Genomic DNA, 14,898 nt, shown 5'->3' with positions numbered 1-14,898 from the left:
TCGTCGTCTTTCAGGCCATAGGGTGATCTCCCGCCCCGTGTCCGGACCTGGTACCGGAGTGTGGCCTGCCCGAGCTGCAGCGCGGCCATCGGCCGCGCCTGCCGCACTGCTGCCGGCCACCCCACCGACCACCAACGTGCACGTCGGAACGCCGCCGAGCCGCCCCCGTACGAGGAATGGCGGAAGGAAGGGCTGTTCCAGACGCCCAAGCCGAGAGCGATCCCGACGATCCTCGAGGAGAGCCGAGCGGCGAGCGGCCGGTTCGGCATCGACCAGCCCCTCAGTGACGCCGCGGCGGTCGTCTCGCAGGTCCTCGCGGACACCGGCTCGCTCGAACTTCTCCCTGCCCCGCTTCTTCAGCTCCTGCTTCGTGACAACCACGCACGCGAACGGGAACCGACCGATGGCGCTGAGAAGAGCCGGGTCGTCCAACCACGGCACGCATCCGAGGACTGCGGCTCCGAGGGACCGGAACTGCCTCCAACAGCCCTCGGGGGCCGTCAGGAACTCATCCCTACCGGTGACCAGCCCGCTGAGCAGCACCGACGTAACGACTACCTGCAGGAGACGGCGCAGGTCCGTGAGGTGTGGGACCAGCGGATCGCCCGCCCACCGGACCCGGTTGTGACCTCCAATCTGCCCGGTCTGGGGGATCGACTGGCAGCGCGGCTTCCAACTCACTCTCGCGCACGTCCGGTCCGGCGGGGCGCTGCCCGTGCAGGCGGGCGAGGTGCTGGTGCAGGACGAGGACCTCGGCGCCTGGACGATGACGCAGCGGGTCGGCTGGGATGCGCTGACGCCCGCGCAGCAGTGGATGCTCGACAGCGTCCTTGGACTTGAGCCCGCCGGCGAGGCGGAGCAGCCGCCTGCCCGCCGAACGCAAGCCGACCGGTGGGCCGGCCATCTCGCTGCGGCCCGTCAGTTCCACGCCCGCGAGGGCCACTTGAACGGGCCGCGCAAGCACGTCGAAGATGTCAGCGGCCTCCTGGTCAAGCTGGGTGGGTTCCTCGACAACACCCGCCGCCGGGCCTCGAAACTCACCCTCGAGCGCCGCGCGGAACTCGATGCTCTCGGCATGCGCTAGTAGGGCGGCCGGGCCGGCAGGCGGTCGCCCCGGTGAGGGAACGGCAAGGCGACCGCCCTGGCCTGCCACGGTGACCACAGCAGCAGGAATCCACCTCCCATGGAGCGTCCGCGGGTAGGAAGGTGGATCACCCATTGTGCATGCCTGATCCACAAAAAGTGATGAATGCTCGCCTGACGCAGAAGAGTGGCGTGAGCGTCATGTCCGGCCGCGCGTCGTTGTACGGGACGTCGCGCAGTCAGCGCCACCTCATTCGCACTACGTCCCGTACCGACTGGCGCGGGGCTGCTGCGCTCCTGCCGTACGCGGCATGGTGCTGGTTCGCACGCAAGGAATGCCCAGCACAATCCCTGCCCCTTGCCCCTGACGCCCGCCACCGCAGTCGCGCGGCACTTCCACCACGCTGCCCGCATCGTCGTGACGCGGACCAGGGATTACCGGTTCTCCCCTTCGTCTTGCTCCTCTTCCTCCTCCTCTCCGTCTTCTTCGTCTTCGTCCTCCTCGTATTCCTCCTCCCCGTTCTCTTCTTCGGGGTATTCGTCCTCTGTGTCTTCCTCGTCGGTGTCGTCCTCGACGTCTTCCTCTTCGGCGGCGGCCTCTTCTTCCTCGATGGCTTCTTCGTGAGTGCGGACCACTTCACCATCGCGGATTTCACCGCGCCAGCCTTCCGGCTCCTTGTTGGTCAGAGTGACGTAGCGCTGGAAGTGCTTGAAATCCAGCCGCAGGCGCCGCCCCTGAGCGCGCCAGATATTGCCGGTCTTCTCGAAGAATCCGGAAGGGTAGTACTCGACGACCAGGACGATGCGCGTCAGGGTGGGAGTCAGTTCGTGGAAGCTGACGCAGCCGCGCGTGGTGCCCTTGGCGCCCTGCGAGGTCCACACGATGCGTTCATCCGGGATCTGTTCCTGGGTCGTGGCCTTCCATCCGCGGGTGGAGGGCCCGACCTTCACCTTCCAGTCGCTGTCGGCGTCCTTGCCCTTGGAGGCGCTGCGGACGCCCTTGGTGAAGCTGCTGAACTTCTCGTACTGGGTCCAGTGGTCGTAGGCGTCGCGTATCGGTATGCCTACGTCCAGCACTTCGATGATGTTCATGACCTTGGTGCTGCCGGACCCACGGCCCTTGCCACCTCCCCCGCCGCCGAATGCCTCTTTGACCTTGCCGAACACGCTCTTGGCCTTCTCGCCGATCAGAGCCTTGAACGGTGAATCGCCTTGGAGCATCCGCAGACCTGCCTTGGGGAGCACGCCGCCGTTCTCCGCCACGCCCGTGAGCCCGCTGGTGATGTCACCCAGTTTGTCGCCGGCCTTCTCCGCCAGGTTCTCCACCTGGGCGCCCAGGAAGCTCTTGAACGCGCCGCGCAGCTGGTCAAGTCCCGAGCCCTGCTCGCTTCCGGTGTCGCGTTCCGTGTCGGCCATGGGTCTACCTCCGCCGCCCGGGGGATGCCTTCTTCACGGCGGTCTTCTTCGGCGGGGCGGCGGACTTCCGCGCCGCTGATGTCTTCTTCGCAGGCGCCGACTTCTTCGCGGGAGCCGACTTCTTGGCAGGTGCCTCGCGAGCAGCGGCCTTCTCGGGACGACGCTCACGACCGCGCCGGGCACCACTCCCCTCGTGGTCCTTGTCCGGCTTCCGGGCTGCACGGCGGCGCCGGGGCGCGGGCTTTTGCGGCTCCTCCTCTTCCTCCGGCTCCTGCTCCTCCTCGGGCTCTTCCTCTTCCTCTTCCTCTTCCGGCTGCTCCTCAGGTTCTTCTTCCTCGTCCTCTTCGTACTCGTCCTCGGCTTCCTCCCCCTCTTCCGCCGGCTCCTCTTCTTCTTCGTACTCGTCCTCCGGCTCTTCGTCTTCGTCCTGCGGCTCCTCCTTGCCCTTGCTGCCTATGCGCTCGGTGCGCTGGTGCAAGGCGTCGGCCAGATCGGCGAGCTTGCGGTCGGCGACCGCACTCAGCGCTTTACGCCCTGCATCCAGGGCCTCGCCACGGAGCTGCTCATTGAGGTCAGCAAACTGGGGAAGCTCGCGCAACCTCTTGACCCCCTCCGTCAGCAGCTGTTGCGGTTCCAGCCCGAACCGACGGCCGGCGAGATAGGTCGCCGCCCCGAACGCGACCCGTCCCTTCTTCGTCCGGCCCAGGACATACCCGCCGAGAACCGCGGCGGCAAAAGCGATCTTGGGTACATCAGCCATCAGATTTCCCTTCAAAGGGCTGCCGAGCAGATGCTCCGGCTGGCGCGGTGACGCCCGTACAAGGGCCCCGCACCTCGCAGGCGGAGGATCCGAATGGAGCAGCAGCCGCGCTCATCACTCCGCTTCTCTCAGTCTGGGCGGTGACTCCAGCAGCCGCATGCGGAGAACACGCCTCCATGCGGTGCAGCGTCGGATACAGGGGGCCGGGACTGATCTGGTAGTCGCGGTGGGCAGTTCCTCGGTCATCCACGCGCCGTGGATCTCCTCCTCGGCCGCGTGATGCAGGATGGGCAAGCCGCACCGCGCCCCGCCGGAACTCCCGCACCGTGGTCCACCTCCGACGGTGACGAATCCGATATCGGCAACCGAGTGTGCGGGGCACGAGACCGCACAGCGGTTCACGCAGGCGCAACGCGTTGCACTCAGGGGTGTGCGGTCAGCGGCGTCGAGCCTGCCGCACCAGCCGCCCGGCGATCCGGCGTGCCGCCAACTCCGTGCGCTGGCCACGAAACGCAGCATCGGCCCGAACATAGGCGCCGCCAGCGAGCCGGTGAAATACGGTCCCGACACCACTGGACTCGAGCACACCGGACAAGAGCGGAGCCTGCGAGCCGGGCACGCGGCCCACCGCCCAACGCACCAACGGCGTAAGGAAGGGCAGAGCATCCACGTCGAGCCGGTAACCGGTTGCGGCCAGCACATGGTCGACGGCCAGTTCGGCCGCCGCGCTGCCCTGGCCGCCGAGGCGCAGGTGTGCCTCGGCCCCGCCCAGGCGCGCCAGTTCGACGCGGCACGCCAGGCGCAGGGGTACGACGTCTTCGACGCGCTCACGCAGCCATCACCCGCTCGAGGGGTCCAGCGCGCGGTAAAACAGCATCCCAGCAGCCGCCGTACGGCGCCCGAAGTTGGCAGACCGCGGCCAGCACCCAGCACGTACCGAGCGGAGAGGACGGAGCGGCCAGCCGCAAGCCCCCAAGGCCGCTGTAGTTGCGGGCGCATCCCCCAGCGCGCCCGGGAGTCACGCACCAGCACCTCGACGTCGGCGTCGGCCTCGTTCAGCAACGCGGCACTCTCCAGCGCCGACTGGCCGCCCCCGACCACAGCCACCCTGGTCGCCGCCGCCACCCCCGCTCGGTCCCGGCCAGGCCGCCGAACGTCTCGGGGTAAGGCGAGTTGAGCTCGACCACACGGGCTCTGAGCTTGAGGCATCTGAAGACGTCCTTCGTCTTGAGCCCCTGGAGGGGGCGTCGTGCGATAGGAGCTTCAGAGTCAATGCTCAGCCGGCTTTGTGCTGTTCGCGGATTTCGTGGACGGTGGCGTTGAGGGTGCCGTCCTGCTGTTCGTAGTGGGAGAGGGCAAGGCCGAGGCCAAAGAAGGTGGGCGCCCATTCGCCGACGAAGAGTCCCCATCGGTCGGCGCGGGCGAGGCCGAGGCCGGGTTCGAGTTGAAGCGAGGTGGCCCAGGCGGCGACGCTGAGGCCGATGGATGCCATGCCGGCGAGGTAGGCGTGTTCGCTGCGGATGCCCATGTCGTGCATTGATTTGATGATCACGGCGCGCTCCGTTCGTTGGATGGCTTTCCCTGGACGGAGTTCCCAGACCGGAACGCCCTATTCAGGCTGTTTGTCGGATATGCCTATTTCGGTGTCAGCTCGTAGGCTGACCTGCAGACTCTCAGCCGACGTGTCATGTGCCAACGCTGTGAACTGTACTTTTGTCCGGCGTCTCACGCCGTGTCATCCGTGAGTTGTCTCAGCTTCCCTCATCACCTTGGCAAGCATCACGCTGATGACCCGGCGCCTCACCCGCAAACCGGCATACAGGCCGCGCGAGCGCCGATTGCCCCGGCCACGCCTGCCGCCGCCTGACCAGCATCCATCATCGTCATCACGCCGGCGATGCCCGGATCGCGTCACCGAAAGCATCCTCTCGCCCGCGGCGGGTATCGTCTCCGATGTCACTGTGAGGAACGCCTGAGAAGCTGGATATGCGGCGTGTCCGGGCAGGGCGAGTAGCGGAGGACGAAGTGGACTGGGGACGGTTCGCGCAGCAGATGGCGTCGATGGCTCGGGATCTCCTGGCGCAGGAATCGGTCGGTGCCACGCTGGAGAGGATCACCGCATCGGCCACCGAGTTGGTCGAAGGCTGCAACGCGGCCGGCATTCTCGTGGTGCACGACTCGAAGGTGGAGACGCTCGCCCCCACCCACCAGCTGGTCATCGACAGCGACCTGCTGCAGCAGGGGCTGGGCGAAGGGCCGTGTTTCGATGCCGCCCGCGCCTCGCAGGGGGAACGGGTCTTCCGCATCGCCGACCTCACCGGCAAGCAGCCGCGCTGGCCCGCCTACGCCAACCAGGCCCGGGCGCTCGGCGTGGGCAGCATGATGGGCTTCCTGCTCTTCACCGACGGCGAGGACCTCGGCGCGCTGAACCTCTACTCCCGTAAACCCGGCGCGTTCACCGAGGCCAGCGAGCTGGCTGGGTGGCTGCTGGCCTCCCACGCGGCGGTGGCCTTCTCCAGCGCCCGCACCCACGCCCAGATGGGACAGGCCATCGCCACCCGGCACGTCATCGGCGAGGCCATGGGCATCCTCATGGGCCGCCGCCACCTCACCGAGGAGGAAGCGTTCGACGTGCTGCGCCGCTACTCACAGGAGAACAACGTCAAACTCCGTGAGGTCGCCCGCCGGGTCTGCGAACAGGGTTCCCTGTCGTGAGCTGAGTAGCGGCCTCTCCGGCTCGTGGGCTGAACCAGAGAAGCCTGGGCCAAGCCAGCCCCATGGGAACGCCACTGAACCCGGTCTACCTACCGAGTCCCCTGCCCGACCGTCCCCACACCTCGCGAGCGGGCCGACAAAATCGCAAACAGGCACGTATGGCGGATCCGTCTAGGCGGGTGGCTGCCCGGGTGATCGCGTCCTGGGACCTTCGATCCTGTGAGGTGCGCAGGCAGATCACAGCGTCTACCTGGGGAAACGGGGTGCGCGCCTCACGGGCCTCACTTGTTCAGGCACACTGCCTTTGCCCCAAAAATCGAACATGCGATCTAATCGGCGGTATGGATGCCAACGCTGCCAACGCCTTCCCCAGTGAACTCGTGGAGGCTCAGACCGCCTGGTACGCCACCTACCAGGAGCTCGCCGACACCTCGCCCGCGTACGGCACCGCCGCTCACCGGCGACGCCTGCAGGAGCTGTCCCGGCGCATCGCCGGACATCCGTACTGGCAGACTGCGGCCGGAACACCGGCGGCCCGGATGGCACTGAAGGAACTCGCCCGGGCGAAGGCGCGGTCGTGACGCGCGGCACCGGCCGGCAGCCCGCCGCCGAGCGGCACAGTGCACTGCTGCGAGATCGCCGCGAGTAGACCTCCGCGTACGGGGGGAACCAGGAGCGCCCATCACCCCGGCCGGCCTCGGCCTTGCCGATCACCGGCGGGGCGGAAGGGGCCACAACCGCCTGCCAGACGGCTCCTTGCCCAAGTGAGCCTGGCGACGTGCCGTGCGGCGCCAGGCTTCCCGCTACCCTCCGGCCAAGGGCCGCCCTGGACGGTGGTCCTCGTTTGCCCCCGGATCTGGCTGTCGGCGTGCGCTGTCGATGAGTGGAGGATGCGATGTCGACAATCGTCATCATCGTGGCTGCCGTGGTCGTGCTGGCCGTGGTCGCGCTGCTCCTGCGGACCATGATCCGGCGGCGGCACCTGCGGGAGCGTTTCGGGCCGGAGTACGAGCGCACGGTAGCGGCGAAGCACAGCCGTGGAGCGGCCGACCGCGATCTGAGCGCGAGGGAGGAGCGGCATGAGGCGCTGGAGATCAGGCCGTTGCCCTCGACCGTCCGGGACCGGTACGCCCGGGACTGGACCAGCGTGCCACCTCTGCGACAAGCCCGTCTGCGGCGAGGACCGACTTCTGTGGGTCATCGACGAATCCCTGCTGGATCTCGCGCCACCTGGTGCGGAGGGCTTCGCTCTCCTGGGGCCCGAGAAGCGGGACAGTATCGGGCTCCTGCGTGGACGCCTTTCGTTCGCCGGCTACGGTGTCCGGCTCGTCTCCAGCCTCGTCCGTGATTCTGGTCCTAGGCGCTGCCTGGCCGGCATTGGGGTCTGCCGTCCAGTCATCGTCTGAGGGTCGCTGCGACGCATCGGTATGAGGCCGGGCGATGTCCTCGGTGGACAGACCCTCTGCGGCGGGTTCGGCATGCTCGTCGTTCCCGAATGGTCCTTCTCGCTGCATGTCCCCGCACCTCCATGGGTGGTTGTAGCCGCTCCCGGCTGCTGGGCGCTCATCGGCGTCCGGCATCCGATGAAGGGGTGCCGTTGTGCAGCAGTTCCTCGAACAGGGCCCGGTAGTGGACCATCGCGCTCCGCAGTTCTTCCGTCGAGGTGTCCCTCCTGCCGACGCGCCCGTTGATCTCATGGGCGACGCGGTAGTGCTCCAGCGTCCGGGAGCGTTCGACCGAGAGGTCTCGCTTCTGTTGCTCGTAACTCTCGGTCGGGTAGCCGCACTCGCTCATGAGCGTGGTCACGAGCCGGTCCGCCTCACCCACGGCCCGGTCGGGACCGTCAACGAAGTGCTCCTGCACGCTGTCATGCAACTGCTCGCCACCACATTCGCCGACCGCAAACAGGGACTCGAAGACCAATGGCACCGGGGCGAGGAGGCCGCTACCGAGGACCTGCGCCGGGCCCTGCGCCAATACCGATTCTTCTTCGACCGCCTGCTCGGCACCTGACCACCGGCCCGGCCCTCGCGGCCCGTCCGGCCGGTCACTGCGGGCACCTCGGCCCCATCATGACCGGATTCTCGCTACCGGGGTGCAGAGCCGTCGCCGTGGCTTTGTGGACGGTGCGGTTCTACTGTTGGAGCAGGTAGATCCTTGGAGCGCGTCATGATCGTCATCCTCGGACTCATCATCTTCATCGCCGCGGTGGTCGTCGGCGTGGCTGGTGTTCTCACCAACAGCGCCAGCGGGCATGAACTCACCGGCGGGTTCTCGGTATTCGGCCACGAGATGATCGGCTCCACCGGCACGCTGTTCCTGTACGGCATCGTTGTCGGAGCGGCGGCCCTGTTCGGGCTGATCCTGCTCTTGACCGGTGTGCGCCGCCGCTCTTCTCGCCGAGGCAGTGTCTCGCGCCGCGGACTCAGGCAGTCCCGCGGCGATACGGCCTCTGCCGGGAGAGGCGGCCGCGACGACCTGGTCGACCAACGCGAGCCCGCCCGCGCAGACAACGCGAATACGCGGGGAAACGACTCACTCCACGGTGATCGCACTCCCGCCTCGAACAGTGGCCGTCGGAGCAGACGGCACTTGTTCGGGCACCGGTCCGCCGCCCAGTAGGCGTGCCGCCGCACACGCAGATCGCCGACTGGCCGGTGCCACGGACACGCCTCCCACCGAAGCCCAGTAGACAACTCACCCAGGGTGGCTCCCCATGAGTATCGGCAAGAAGATCGCACACAAAGCCGAAGCGATGAAGGGCGGTGCCAAGAAGACAACCGGCCGCGCCACCGGCAACCAGCGCCTGCAGGCCGAGGGCCGCGGAGACCAAGTCAAGGGCAACCTCAAGCAGGCCGGGACAAAGATCAAGGACGCCTTCAAACACTGACCCCCCGACCCGACTAGGCCCGCGTCGAAGCGTGTGCCGGTCCGCGCTGCGCCAGTTCATGGACGCGTGCAACGCGGCCGCTACCAACGTGTTCGGGAGGCCGGGCCCACGGTAGCGTCGGGCAGCCGGGGACACCGTTAGGCCCTACACCTGCACGGTGTGTGACTTGCCCGCAAATCCCTGGCCGGGACGCAAATCCCTGGCCGGGAGGCAAATCCCTGGCCGGTAGGGAGACCGCGCAGGGCGGGAGCCAGCCCCGCCCTGCGCGCCATGTCACCGCTTGGAGAGCACGGTGTACCTACGGGCCGCCGTCGAGGAGAGTACGACGCCGGCCAGTGCGCTATCCGGCGCTGCGTGTGCCGGGCGGGTCCTGGGGTTCCATACCGGTCGACGCGGAGGCATCCTTGGTTCGGCTGGCGGCCTCGCGGCCCGAGATCGTGCATCCCCTTATTGCCGGAGCCCTTGCTCTGCTCCTGCCTCCGCCTGCCCGTGCTCTTGGAGGGGGTGCCGTGAGGATTCCCCGACTCCTCCTTGGAGACCGTCCTGCCAGGGCCCTTGGCGGGAGCGTGTTTATCCGGGTGGAAGGAGCGGTGGGCGCTCGGGTTCTCCTCCTGATGGGTCTCGTCCACATCTGGAGACCAACCGTGTTGCTTGGTTCCCTTGTGCCGGCTTATGTCCTCGCCTTGGGAGGGCTGGGACGGCTTCGGCTGCTTGGTCATAACCTGACCTGCTGTCCTGCGATGGGAAGGACGCACAACACGCGCCCCGGTGGTAACGAAACTCTCCCACCTGCCCGCCTAGCGGTCATATCGGGCCGTAAGGGTTGCTCCCGTCTGACGACCGGACGGGTCCGGAGCGGCCCGCGCTGCCCTGTGCGGGTCAGAGTGCGGGAAATCCGAGCCTCACCCTCGCCGTTGCAGCCCACGTGCCATGCGGGGCAGATCATCGTAAGGGGAAGACTCTGAGGCTGCCCGCGGGCTAGGGACTCGCGCCACACGGGCGTGTGATCGCGGACTGGACGAGGACCCCGATGGGGGTGGCGAGCCACACCACGTGCCGTCACCTGGCCCACGAGTGGGCCGGGGAGAGATCCCAGGTCTAGACCGCCATTCCCCGGAGAGCCAAAGAGGTGGGGACTGCACTGTTCGGGAAGCCACCACCGAAGGGCGGATCTACCCTGGGATCAGGGGCCTTGCGTCACTCCGCAAGATCGAAGGACATCATGATCGTCCTTGGAATCATCCTGCTGGTCATCAGCTACGTGGTCGGCTTCGCCGTCCTGTGGACCATCGGGATCATTCTGGTCGTCATCGCATCATCCTGTGGATCCTGGGATCCGTCGGGTACAAGGTCGCCGGACGGCGGCACTACTGGTAGCCGCCCCTGCCCAGCTTGGGTAGCAACCGTTCTCGCACGACCTCCGACGCCGAGGACCCGTACAGCACGCGGCCGTCACAACCATCCTGCCGCGCCTCCAGCACGCGCGCCCGCGAACCGAGGCATCACGCCATGATCCTCTTCTACCTCCTGCTGATCGCCGCGATCGTGCTGGTCATCGTCGGCGCGACCACCGAAGGCATGCTGTACCTGCTCTCCGCCGGAGTGCTGCTCCTCATCGCCGACGTGCTCTACCTCGCCGTGAGATCGGTACTGCACCTCTGGCGTCCGGCCCACTGACCCCGCCCGGCCTGCATCCACCGCTGCTCGCTTGCGGGTGATCTCGCCGATGAGGCCGTGGCCGTCGGTCCGGCCACCATCAGTACCAGCACGATGGCTTCCGGCCCGTACCGCCGAGCCGAGTACGTCGAACGACAGGACGGCCAGTCCGCCGAAGCTGGCGAAATGGTCTTTCTTCCCCTCCCCGTGCCGCGACGCCACTCTAGGCGGGACCGTCTTCGGCCCCGTTCCAAAGTCCATGGGTGCCTTCCCGCCTTCCTGCGTTCAAGCGCGCTGGAGGGCGGCTCTTGTGCTGACCGGCATTGGAGCGAGGCTGGTTCTTCCTTGGTGCCGTTGCGTGCGTTTGCCGTCTCGGCGTCGGTGTCAGGGCACCAGGCCGGGGAGGGGTTCGGAGTCGTCGACGAAGGCGCGGGCGACGTCGGACAGGCGGCGGTTGTGGGCGCGGGCATAGCCGCGCAGGGCGGTGAAGGCCTGTTCCATGTCGATGCTCTGGCGTTCGGCGAGTTTGCCCTTGGCCTGTTCGATCAGTACGCGGCTGTTCAGCGCGGTCTGCAGCTGTTCGTTGAGGACGGTGCTGCGCTGGCTGGAACGTTGTTGTAGCAGGCTGATGGTGGCGACGTCGGCCAGGGCCTGGGCCACGGGTGTGGCGGCCAGGTCGAAGGGGCCGGGGGTCGCACGGAAGAGGTTCAGGGCACCGACGGTCTCGTCCCGCAGGCGCATGGGCAGGGCCTGGACGGCCCCGAACCCGCTGCGGTGGGCCGTCGTGACGAAGCGTGGCCAGCGGTCGATCTCCCGGGTCAGGTCGGGGACGATCACCGGGGTGCCGGTGCGGAAGCAGTCCAGGCAGGGCCCTTCGTCGTTCTGGAGCTGGAAGAGCTCCAGCAGGCGTACCTGTTCGTCGGAGGCGGCCATGACGCGGAGTTTGCCGTCCTGGTCGGCGAGCAGTACCCCGGCGGCGCTGGCGTCGAGCATGCCCACGCAGCGGTCGGTCAGCAGGCGCAGGAAGTCGATGAGGTCGAAGTCGGCGACCAGGTTGTCGGCCAGCTCGACGAAGGTCTTGGCCAGGAGCTGCTGATTCATCGTAGGCACCCTCGATTGAGATTAGTCCCGCCGGGAGGGGGCGGGAAGTGCAGCATGTTCAGCGGATGGCACCGGTGCGTCAGGTTTCCTCGCCGGTCCGTTCGGGTTCCGTGTCCGGGGAGAAGCGGAGCCGGTGGTCCACCACGTCGGCGGCCACGTCGGCGAGTCGGCGTCCTTGCATGTAGGCGTGGGCGCGGAGCCGGACGAAGGCTTCGTCGATACCGACACCGAGCTGGACGGTGAGGATGCCGGTGGCCTGGTCGATCTCCGTCCGGTATCCGCCCAGGTCCTCGAAGCCGCGATCCGGCAACGGTCCGCCGATCGGCGCGCCCGCCTCGTCGATCCGCGCGTCGAGCAGGAGCAGCGTCGCGAGATCGGCGAACGCCAACGCGTCGGCCAGCTGCTCTGTATCCAGCACGGTCGGCACGTCGGCGTACAGGTCCAGAACCCCCGGGCTGATCGCCCCCATCTGCAAGGGGAGCGCGAAGACCGCGTGTGCTCCGGCTTCCAGGGCCGCGTCGGCGAACACGGTCCAGCGGTCCTGCAGTGCTCCGGTCAGCAGATCGGGCGTCAGGACGGCCGAGCCCTGTGTGAAGGCATCCACGCAGGGCCCTTCGCCCAGCGTGAGCTGCAGCTCCTCCAGCTGGGCGCTGACGTCGTCGGTGCTGCACAACGGATGGCTTGCCGCGGTTCTGGACATCGCGGACAGTCCAGCCCCGCCGACCGGGAGCGCGGCCACGGCCGCGGCGCACACATCCACCACGCCGACCCGGGCTCCGCGTCGGGCCGCCTGCTCGGCGACCAGTGCCTGGATGCGGGCCGACCGGCTGCCGGACCTCACCCGGGCCACCGAGTCCAGGCATCGCGGGCAAGTCCCCCCATCCGCACCGCGGTTCGTTCCCCGAGGGCGAGTACCAGAACACGGAACATGGTGGGGCCCGCCGGCCGCCAGACCTCTCCGACGTCCAGCCAGCCCCAGGAGCAAAGCGAAGCGAGGGTCGGGTGATCGTTCTGATTCACCAAGGTGGCGCCGAGGGACGCCTGGTGGTTGCTCAGCAGCCGCTCCTGCAACCGGCGGGCCACGTCCTCGTCGTGCGGGTGCGGGCGGACCAGGATGCTGGTGATCGCGAAGACGCCCCCGGAGTCGGTGAGTTGCTCGATGCTCCGTGGTAATGCTCCGTCGAAACCGAGCCACCAGAAGCCGTCGCTGTGTACCGGGAATCCGAAGGCGCATCCCACCAGGCTGTCGGTCTCCGCGATCACCATGGCGAAGCCCGGCCGACGGATTTCGCCGGTGAGACGGTTGAGGAAGTCCTGGTGGCTGCGGCTGCGGTACGCCTCAGGGGCAGACGTTTCGTGGGAGTCCACGTACAGATCCGCCAGCTCCCCGGCCAGGCCCTGCGCCAGCCGGCGGTTCACCCGACGCAACCGCACCGCGTCCACGGCGGATGAGTCGCCTGCATGGAGCTTGTGCAGGTGCCCTCGCAGGGGCTGCGCCGTCACCGCACATCGCCCGAGAGGACGGGCACCAGCGGAACAGTCCGGTGCGGCGGGTCTGGAGCGGTCGGGGCCGGGACATCCCCGGGAGGAGACGGCAGGTGCCCGAACGGAACGCCAAGGAGCAGGAACCTGGAACCGGTGAGGTCGAGGAGCAGGACCAGTGTCGGTGGCGGGTAGTGCAGTTGCAGGGTCCCACCTGCCTCGGTGGTCTGCTGTGCAGCGTGGAGGAAGGCGTTGAGGCCGCTGCAGTCGCAGAAGGTGACGGGGGTGAGGTCGACGTCGATGGTGCGGATGCCGTCGTGCAGACACCGCTTCAGTGATGCGCGCACCAGCGGCGCCGATTCCAGGTCGATCTCACCGGCCAGGGTGATCAGTGCCCGGTGCCTTCGGTCTTGACGGTAGACGGTGAGCTGTGGGAGGGGCATGACGCCTCGGTTCGGAAGGCCATCCGGCAGCGTACGCGGTGACGCCGGGGCTTCCGGCCCCCTTGGCGCGCTGTCGGCAGGGGCGTATGTTCGGCGGAGGTGGAGCAATGGCCGGTCCGATAGCCTGTGCAACAGGACAGAGGACCCACCCAGTTCCCTCCAGGGATGCGCCGCCGGGAGACGGACGAAAGGTCCGCTCCCCGCAGCCATCTGTGTCGAGCAACGACAAGCCGCCGGGGTCTGGGACGTCCGTACAGCAGCATAGTCCTCAACGGAGTCCGGCGGACGGCCGGAAGCGGCCCATTCCCAGGATGCGGACGGTGTCAAAGCGCAGTGGCGCGCGCATATCCGGTGCCATGAACGGTACTTGGGCCTGCAGTACGAGAGCGGCGGCCAGCCGCTCAGGTATGGCAGTTCGTCGACTGCCCGAGGAGGTGGCTCCGCATGACGGAGCCGGACGGTTGAATCCTGCGGAAGCCGGATCCCGATGAGCCCCGTACTGGCGTGGGCGCGATGCTGCAGGCCGCACGGCCCGGGCCTCAGGAACCGCCGGGGACCCGTGGCCGGACGGCCATCGCAGACGGGGCGGTGGAGAAGGCCGCAGGGATTGCTGCACAGGAGGTCGCTGCGGCGCACGGACGAGACGGGGCAACTCCTTCACTGGATTCTGGAGATCCATCTTCTCGACCGCGAGCGGGGCTTCGGGGGCTTCTACGAGGAACTGCTGGACCTCTGACGCTCGCCGAGGGCGAGCCATACCCGGTCGCGGGTGAGGGGTAGTTCGGTGAAGCGGATGCCGGTCGCGTCGCGAAGGGCGTTGGCGAAGGCGGGGGCGACCGGGTTGAAGGGGCTTTCGCTCATCGACTTGGCGCCGAGGGGGCCGATGGCGTCCGCGGTCTCCATGAAGTGGACCTCGGTGCGCGGGATGTCGGCGTATTGGGGGAGCCGGTAGCGGCGGAGGCGGCCGTCTCCACGGCGCCGTGTTCGTCGATGCGGACGTTCTCGAAGAGTGTGGCGCCGAGTGCCTGGGCGACGCCGCCTTTGACCTGGCTGCGGCACTGCATGGGGACTGACTTCGACCCCACCTTCTCCAGCACCGAGCACGCCCCGCTCGCCCTCGAAGGCAAGCCCCTGCGCCTGCATGTCCTCGTCGATGCCTCCTCCGTCGAGGTCTACGCCGAGAACGCGCGAGGCGAACAGGTCGTCCTCACCGACCAGATCTTCCCCGACCCCTCCAGCACCGACGTCGACTTCTTCGCCGACAACGGAACGGCCAAGCTCACCGGCCTGCAGGCGTGGCGACTGGCATCCATCTGGAAGTGACCCATCTGGGCGTGTTGCCAGGGCACGTC

At 67.9% G+C, this 14,898-nt stretch carries 15 protein-coding genes and 5 pseudogenes; 11 read left to right on the top strand and 9 right to left on the bottom strand.

The window, feature by feature from the left end; genetic code table 11:
- Positions 1 to 48: 48 nt before the first annotated feature.
- Both OG798_RS56520 and OG798_RS09880 read left to right on the top strand, forming a co-directional pair.
- A pseudogene (locus OG798_RS56520) lies at positions 49 to 171 on the top strand (zinc finger domain-containing protein); the annotation flags it as partial.
- A gap of 544 nt (positions 172 to 715) precedes the next feature.
- A complete protein-coding gene (locus OG798_RS09880) occupies positions 716 to 1,084 on the top strand; it encodes a helicase associated domain-containing protein (protein WP_328756824.1) in 369 nt (122 codons plus the stop codon).
- Positions 1,085 to 1,518: 434 nt separating this feature from the next.
- On the opposite strand, the gene OG798_RS09875 is transcribed toward OG798_RS09880, so the two are convergent.
- The 3 genes from OG798_RS09875 to OG798_RS09865 form a co-directional block, all read right to left on the bottom strand.
- Positions 1,519 to 2,499 (bottom strand): SRPBCC family protein, encoded by a 981-nt coding sequence (locus OG798_RS09875; protein WP_328756823.1) that lies wholly within the window; start codon positions 2,497 to 2,499, stop codon positions 1,519 to 1,521.
- A gap of 4 nt (positions 2,500 to 2,503) precedes the next feature.
- Positions 2,504 to 3,274, bottom strand: a complete 771-nt coding sequence (locus OG798_RS09870; RefSeq protein ID WP_328756822.1) for a histone protein — start codon at positions 3,272 to 3,274, stop codon at positions 2,504 to 2,506.
- A gap of 1,261 nt (positions 3,275 to 4,535) precedes the next feature.
- The gene (locus OG798_RS09865; protein ID WP_097224270.1) at positions 4,536 to 4,811 is read right to left on the bottom strand and encodes a hypothetical protein; all 276 of its coding nucleotides are present in this window, start codon (positions 4,809 to 4,811) and stop codon (positions 4,536 to 4,538) included.
- Between the two features lie 473 nt (positions 4,812 to 5,284).
- Here OG798_RS09865 and OG798_RS09860 point away from each other — a divergent pair, with 473 nt between their 5' ends.
- The gene (locus tag OG798_RS09860) at positions 5,285 to 5,974 is read left to right on the top strand and encodes a GAF and ANTAR domain-containing protein (RefSeq protein WP_328756821.1); all 690 of its coding nucleotides are present in this window, start codon (positions 5,285 to 5,287) and stop codon (positions 5,972 to 5,974) included.
- 341 nt (positions 5,975 to 6,315) lie between these two features.
- The gene (locus tag OG798_RS09855; protein WP_121417037.1) at positions 6,316 to 6,555 is read left to right on the top strand and encodes a hypothetical protein; all 240 of its coding nucleotides are present in this window, start codon (positions 6,316 to 6,318) and stop codon (positions 6,553 to 6,555) included.
- Positions 6,556 to 7,537: 982 nt separating this feature from the next.
- On the opposite strand, the pseudogene OG798_RS09850 reads toward OG798_RS09855, so the two are convergent.
- A pseudogene (locus OG798_RS09850) lies at positions 7,538 to 7,837 on the bottom strand (hypothetical protein); the annotation flags it as partial.
- Here OG798_RS09850 and OG798_RS09845 point away from each other — a divergent pair.
- The 5 genes and pseudogenes from OG798_RS09845 (at position 7,826) to OG798_RS09825 (ending at position 10,541) form a co-directional block, all read left to right on the top strand.
- On the top strand, positions 7,826 to 7,987 hold the full coding sequence (locus tag OG798_RS09845) for a hypothetical protein (protein WP_183127452.1): 162 nt from the start codon (positions 7,826 to 7,828) through the stop codon (positions 7,985 to 7,987). The pseudogene OG798_RS09850 and the gene OG798_RS09845 sit on opposite strands and share 12 nt — an antisense overlap.
- A gap of 156 nt (positions 7,988 to 8,143) precedes the next feature.
- On the top strand, positions 8,144 to 8,596 hold the full coding sequence (locus tag OG798_RS09840) for a hypothetical protein (protein ID WP_121417038.1): 453 nt from the start codon (positions 8,144 to 8,146) through the stop codon (positions 8,594 to 8,596).
- Between the two features lie 94 nt (positions 8,597 to 8,690).
- Complete coding sequence (locus OG798_RS09835; RefSeq protein WP_121417039.1) at positions 8,691 to 8,864, top strand: CsbD family protein; 174 nt, start codon at positions 8,691 to 8,693, stop codon at positions 8,862 to 8,864.
- 1,222 nt (positions 8,865 to 10,086) lie between these two features.
- Positions 10,087 to 10,241, top strand: a pseudogene (locus OG798_RS09830) (DUF6131 family protein).
- 132 nt (positions 10,242 to 10,373) lie between these two features.
- A complete protein-coding gene (locus OG798_RS09825; RefSeq protein ID WP_183127454.1) occupies positions 10,374 to 10,541 on the top strand; it encodes a hypothetical protein in 168 nt (55 codons plus the stop codon).
- A 363-nt stretch (positions 10,542 to 10,904) separates the two neighbouring features.
- On the opposite strand, the gene OG798_RS09820 is transcribed toward OG798_RS09825, so the two are convergent.
- The 4 genes from OG798_RS09820 to OG798_RS09805 form a co-directional block, all read right to left on the bottom strand.
- Complete coding sequence (locus OG798_RS09820; RefSeq protein WP_328756820.1) at positions 10,905 to 11,621, bottom strand: GAF and ANTAR domain-containing protein; 717 nt, start codon at positions 11,619 to 11,621, stop codon at positions 10,905 to 10,907.
- 79 nt (positions 11,622 to 11,700) lie between these two features.
- Positions 11,701 to 12,462 carry an ANTAR domain-containing protein gene (locus OG798_RS09815; RefSeq protein ID WP_328756819.1) on the bottom strand — a complete coding sequence of 254 codons (762 nt, stop codon included), beginning with the start codon at positions 12,460 to 12,462 and terminating at the stop codon, positions 11,701 to 11,703.
- The gene (locus tag OG798_RS09810) at positions 12,459 to 13,124 is read right to left on the bottom strand and encodes a hypothetical protein (RefSeq protein ID WP_328756818.1); all 666 of its coding nucleotides are present in this window, start codon (positions 13,122 to 13,124) and stop codon (positions 12,459 to 12,461) included. Before OG798_RS09810 ends, OG798_RS09815 begins: the two co-directional genes overlap by 4 nt.
- Positions 13,121 to 13,546, bottom strand: a complete 426-nt coding sequence (locus OG798_RS09805; RefSeq protein WP_328756817.1) for an STAS domain-containing protein — start codon at positions 13,544 to 13,546, stop codon at positions 13,121 to 13,123. Before OG798_RS09805 ends, OG798_RS09810 begins: the two co-directional genes overlap by 4 nt.
- 625 nt (positions 13,547 to 14,171) lie before the next feature.
- Here OG798_RS09805 and OG798_RS09800 point away from each other — a divergent pair.
- Positions 14,172 to 14,282, top strand: a pseudogene (locus tag OG798_RS09800) (M24 family metallopeptidase); the annotation flags it as partial.
- On the opposite strand, the pseudogene OG798_RS09795 reads toward OG798_RS09800, so the two are convergent.
- A pseudogene (locus tag OG798_RS09795) lies at positions 14,258 to 14,613 on the bottom strand (molybdopterin cofactor-binding domain-containing protein); the annotation flags it as partial. The pseudogenes OG798_RS09800 and OG798_RS09795 overlap by 25 nt on opposite strands.
- On the opposite strand from OG798_RS09795, the gene OG798_RS09790 reads away from it, so the two are divergent.
- The gene (locus OG798_RS09790; protein ID WP_121417042.1) at positions 14,537 to 14,869 is read left to right on the top strand and encodes a GH32 C-terminal domain-containing protein; all 333 of its coding nucleotides are present in this window, start codon (positions 14,537 to 14,539) and stop codon (positions 14,867 to 14,869) included. The pseudogene OG798_RS09795 and the gene OG798_RS09790 sit on opposite strands and share 77 nt — an antisense overlap.
- Positions 14,870 to 14,898: the final 29 nt, after the last annotated feature.

Origin of the sequence: Streptomyces sp. NBC_00271, assembly GCF_036178845.1 — a bacterium.
Taxonomy (GTDB): domain Bacteria; phylum Actinomycetota; class Actinomycetes; order Streptomycetales; family Streptomycetaceae; genus Streptomyces.
Note: the sequence above shows the minus strand (reverse complement) of the source record. Positions and strands in the feature narration are given on the sequence as shown.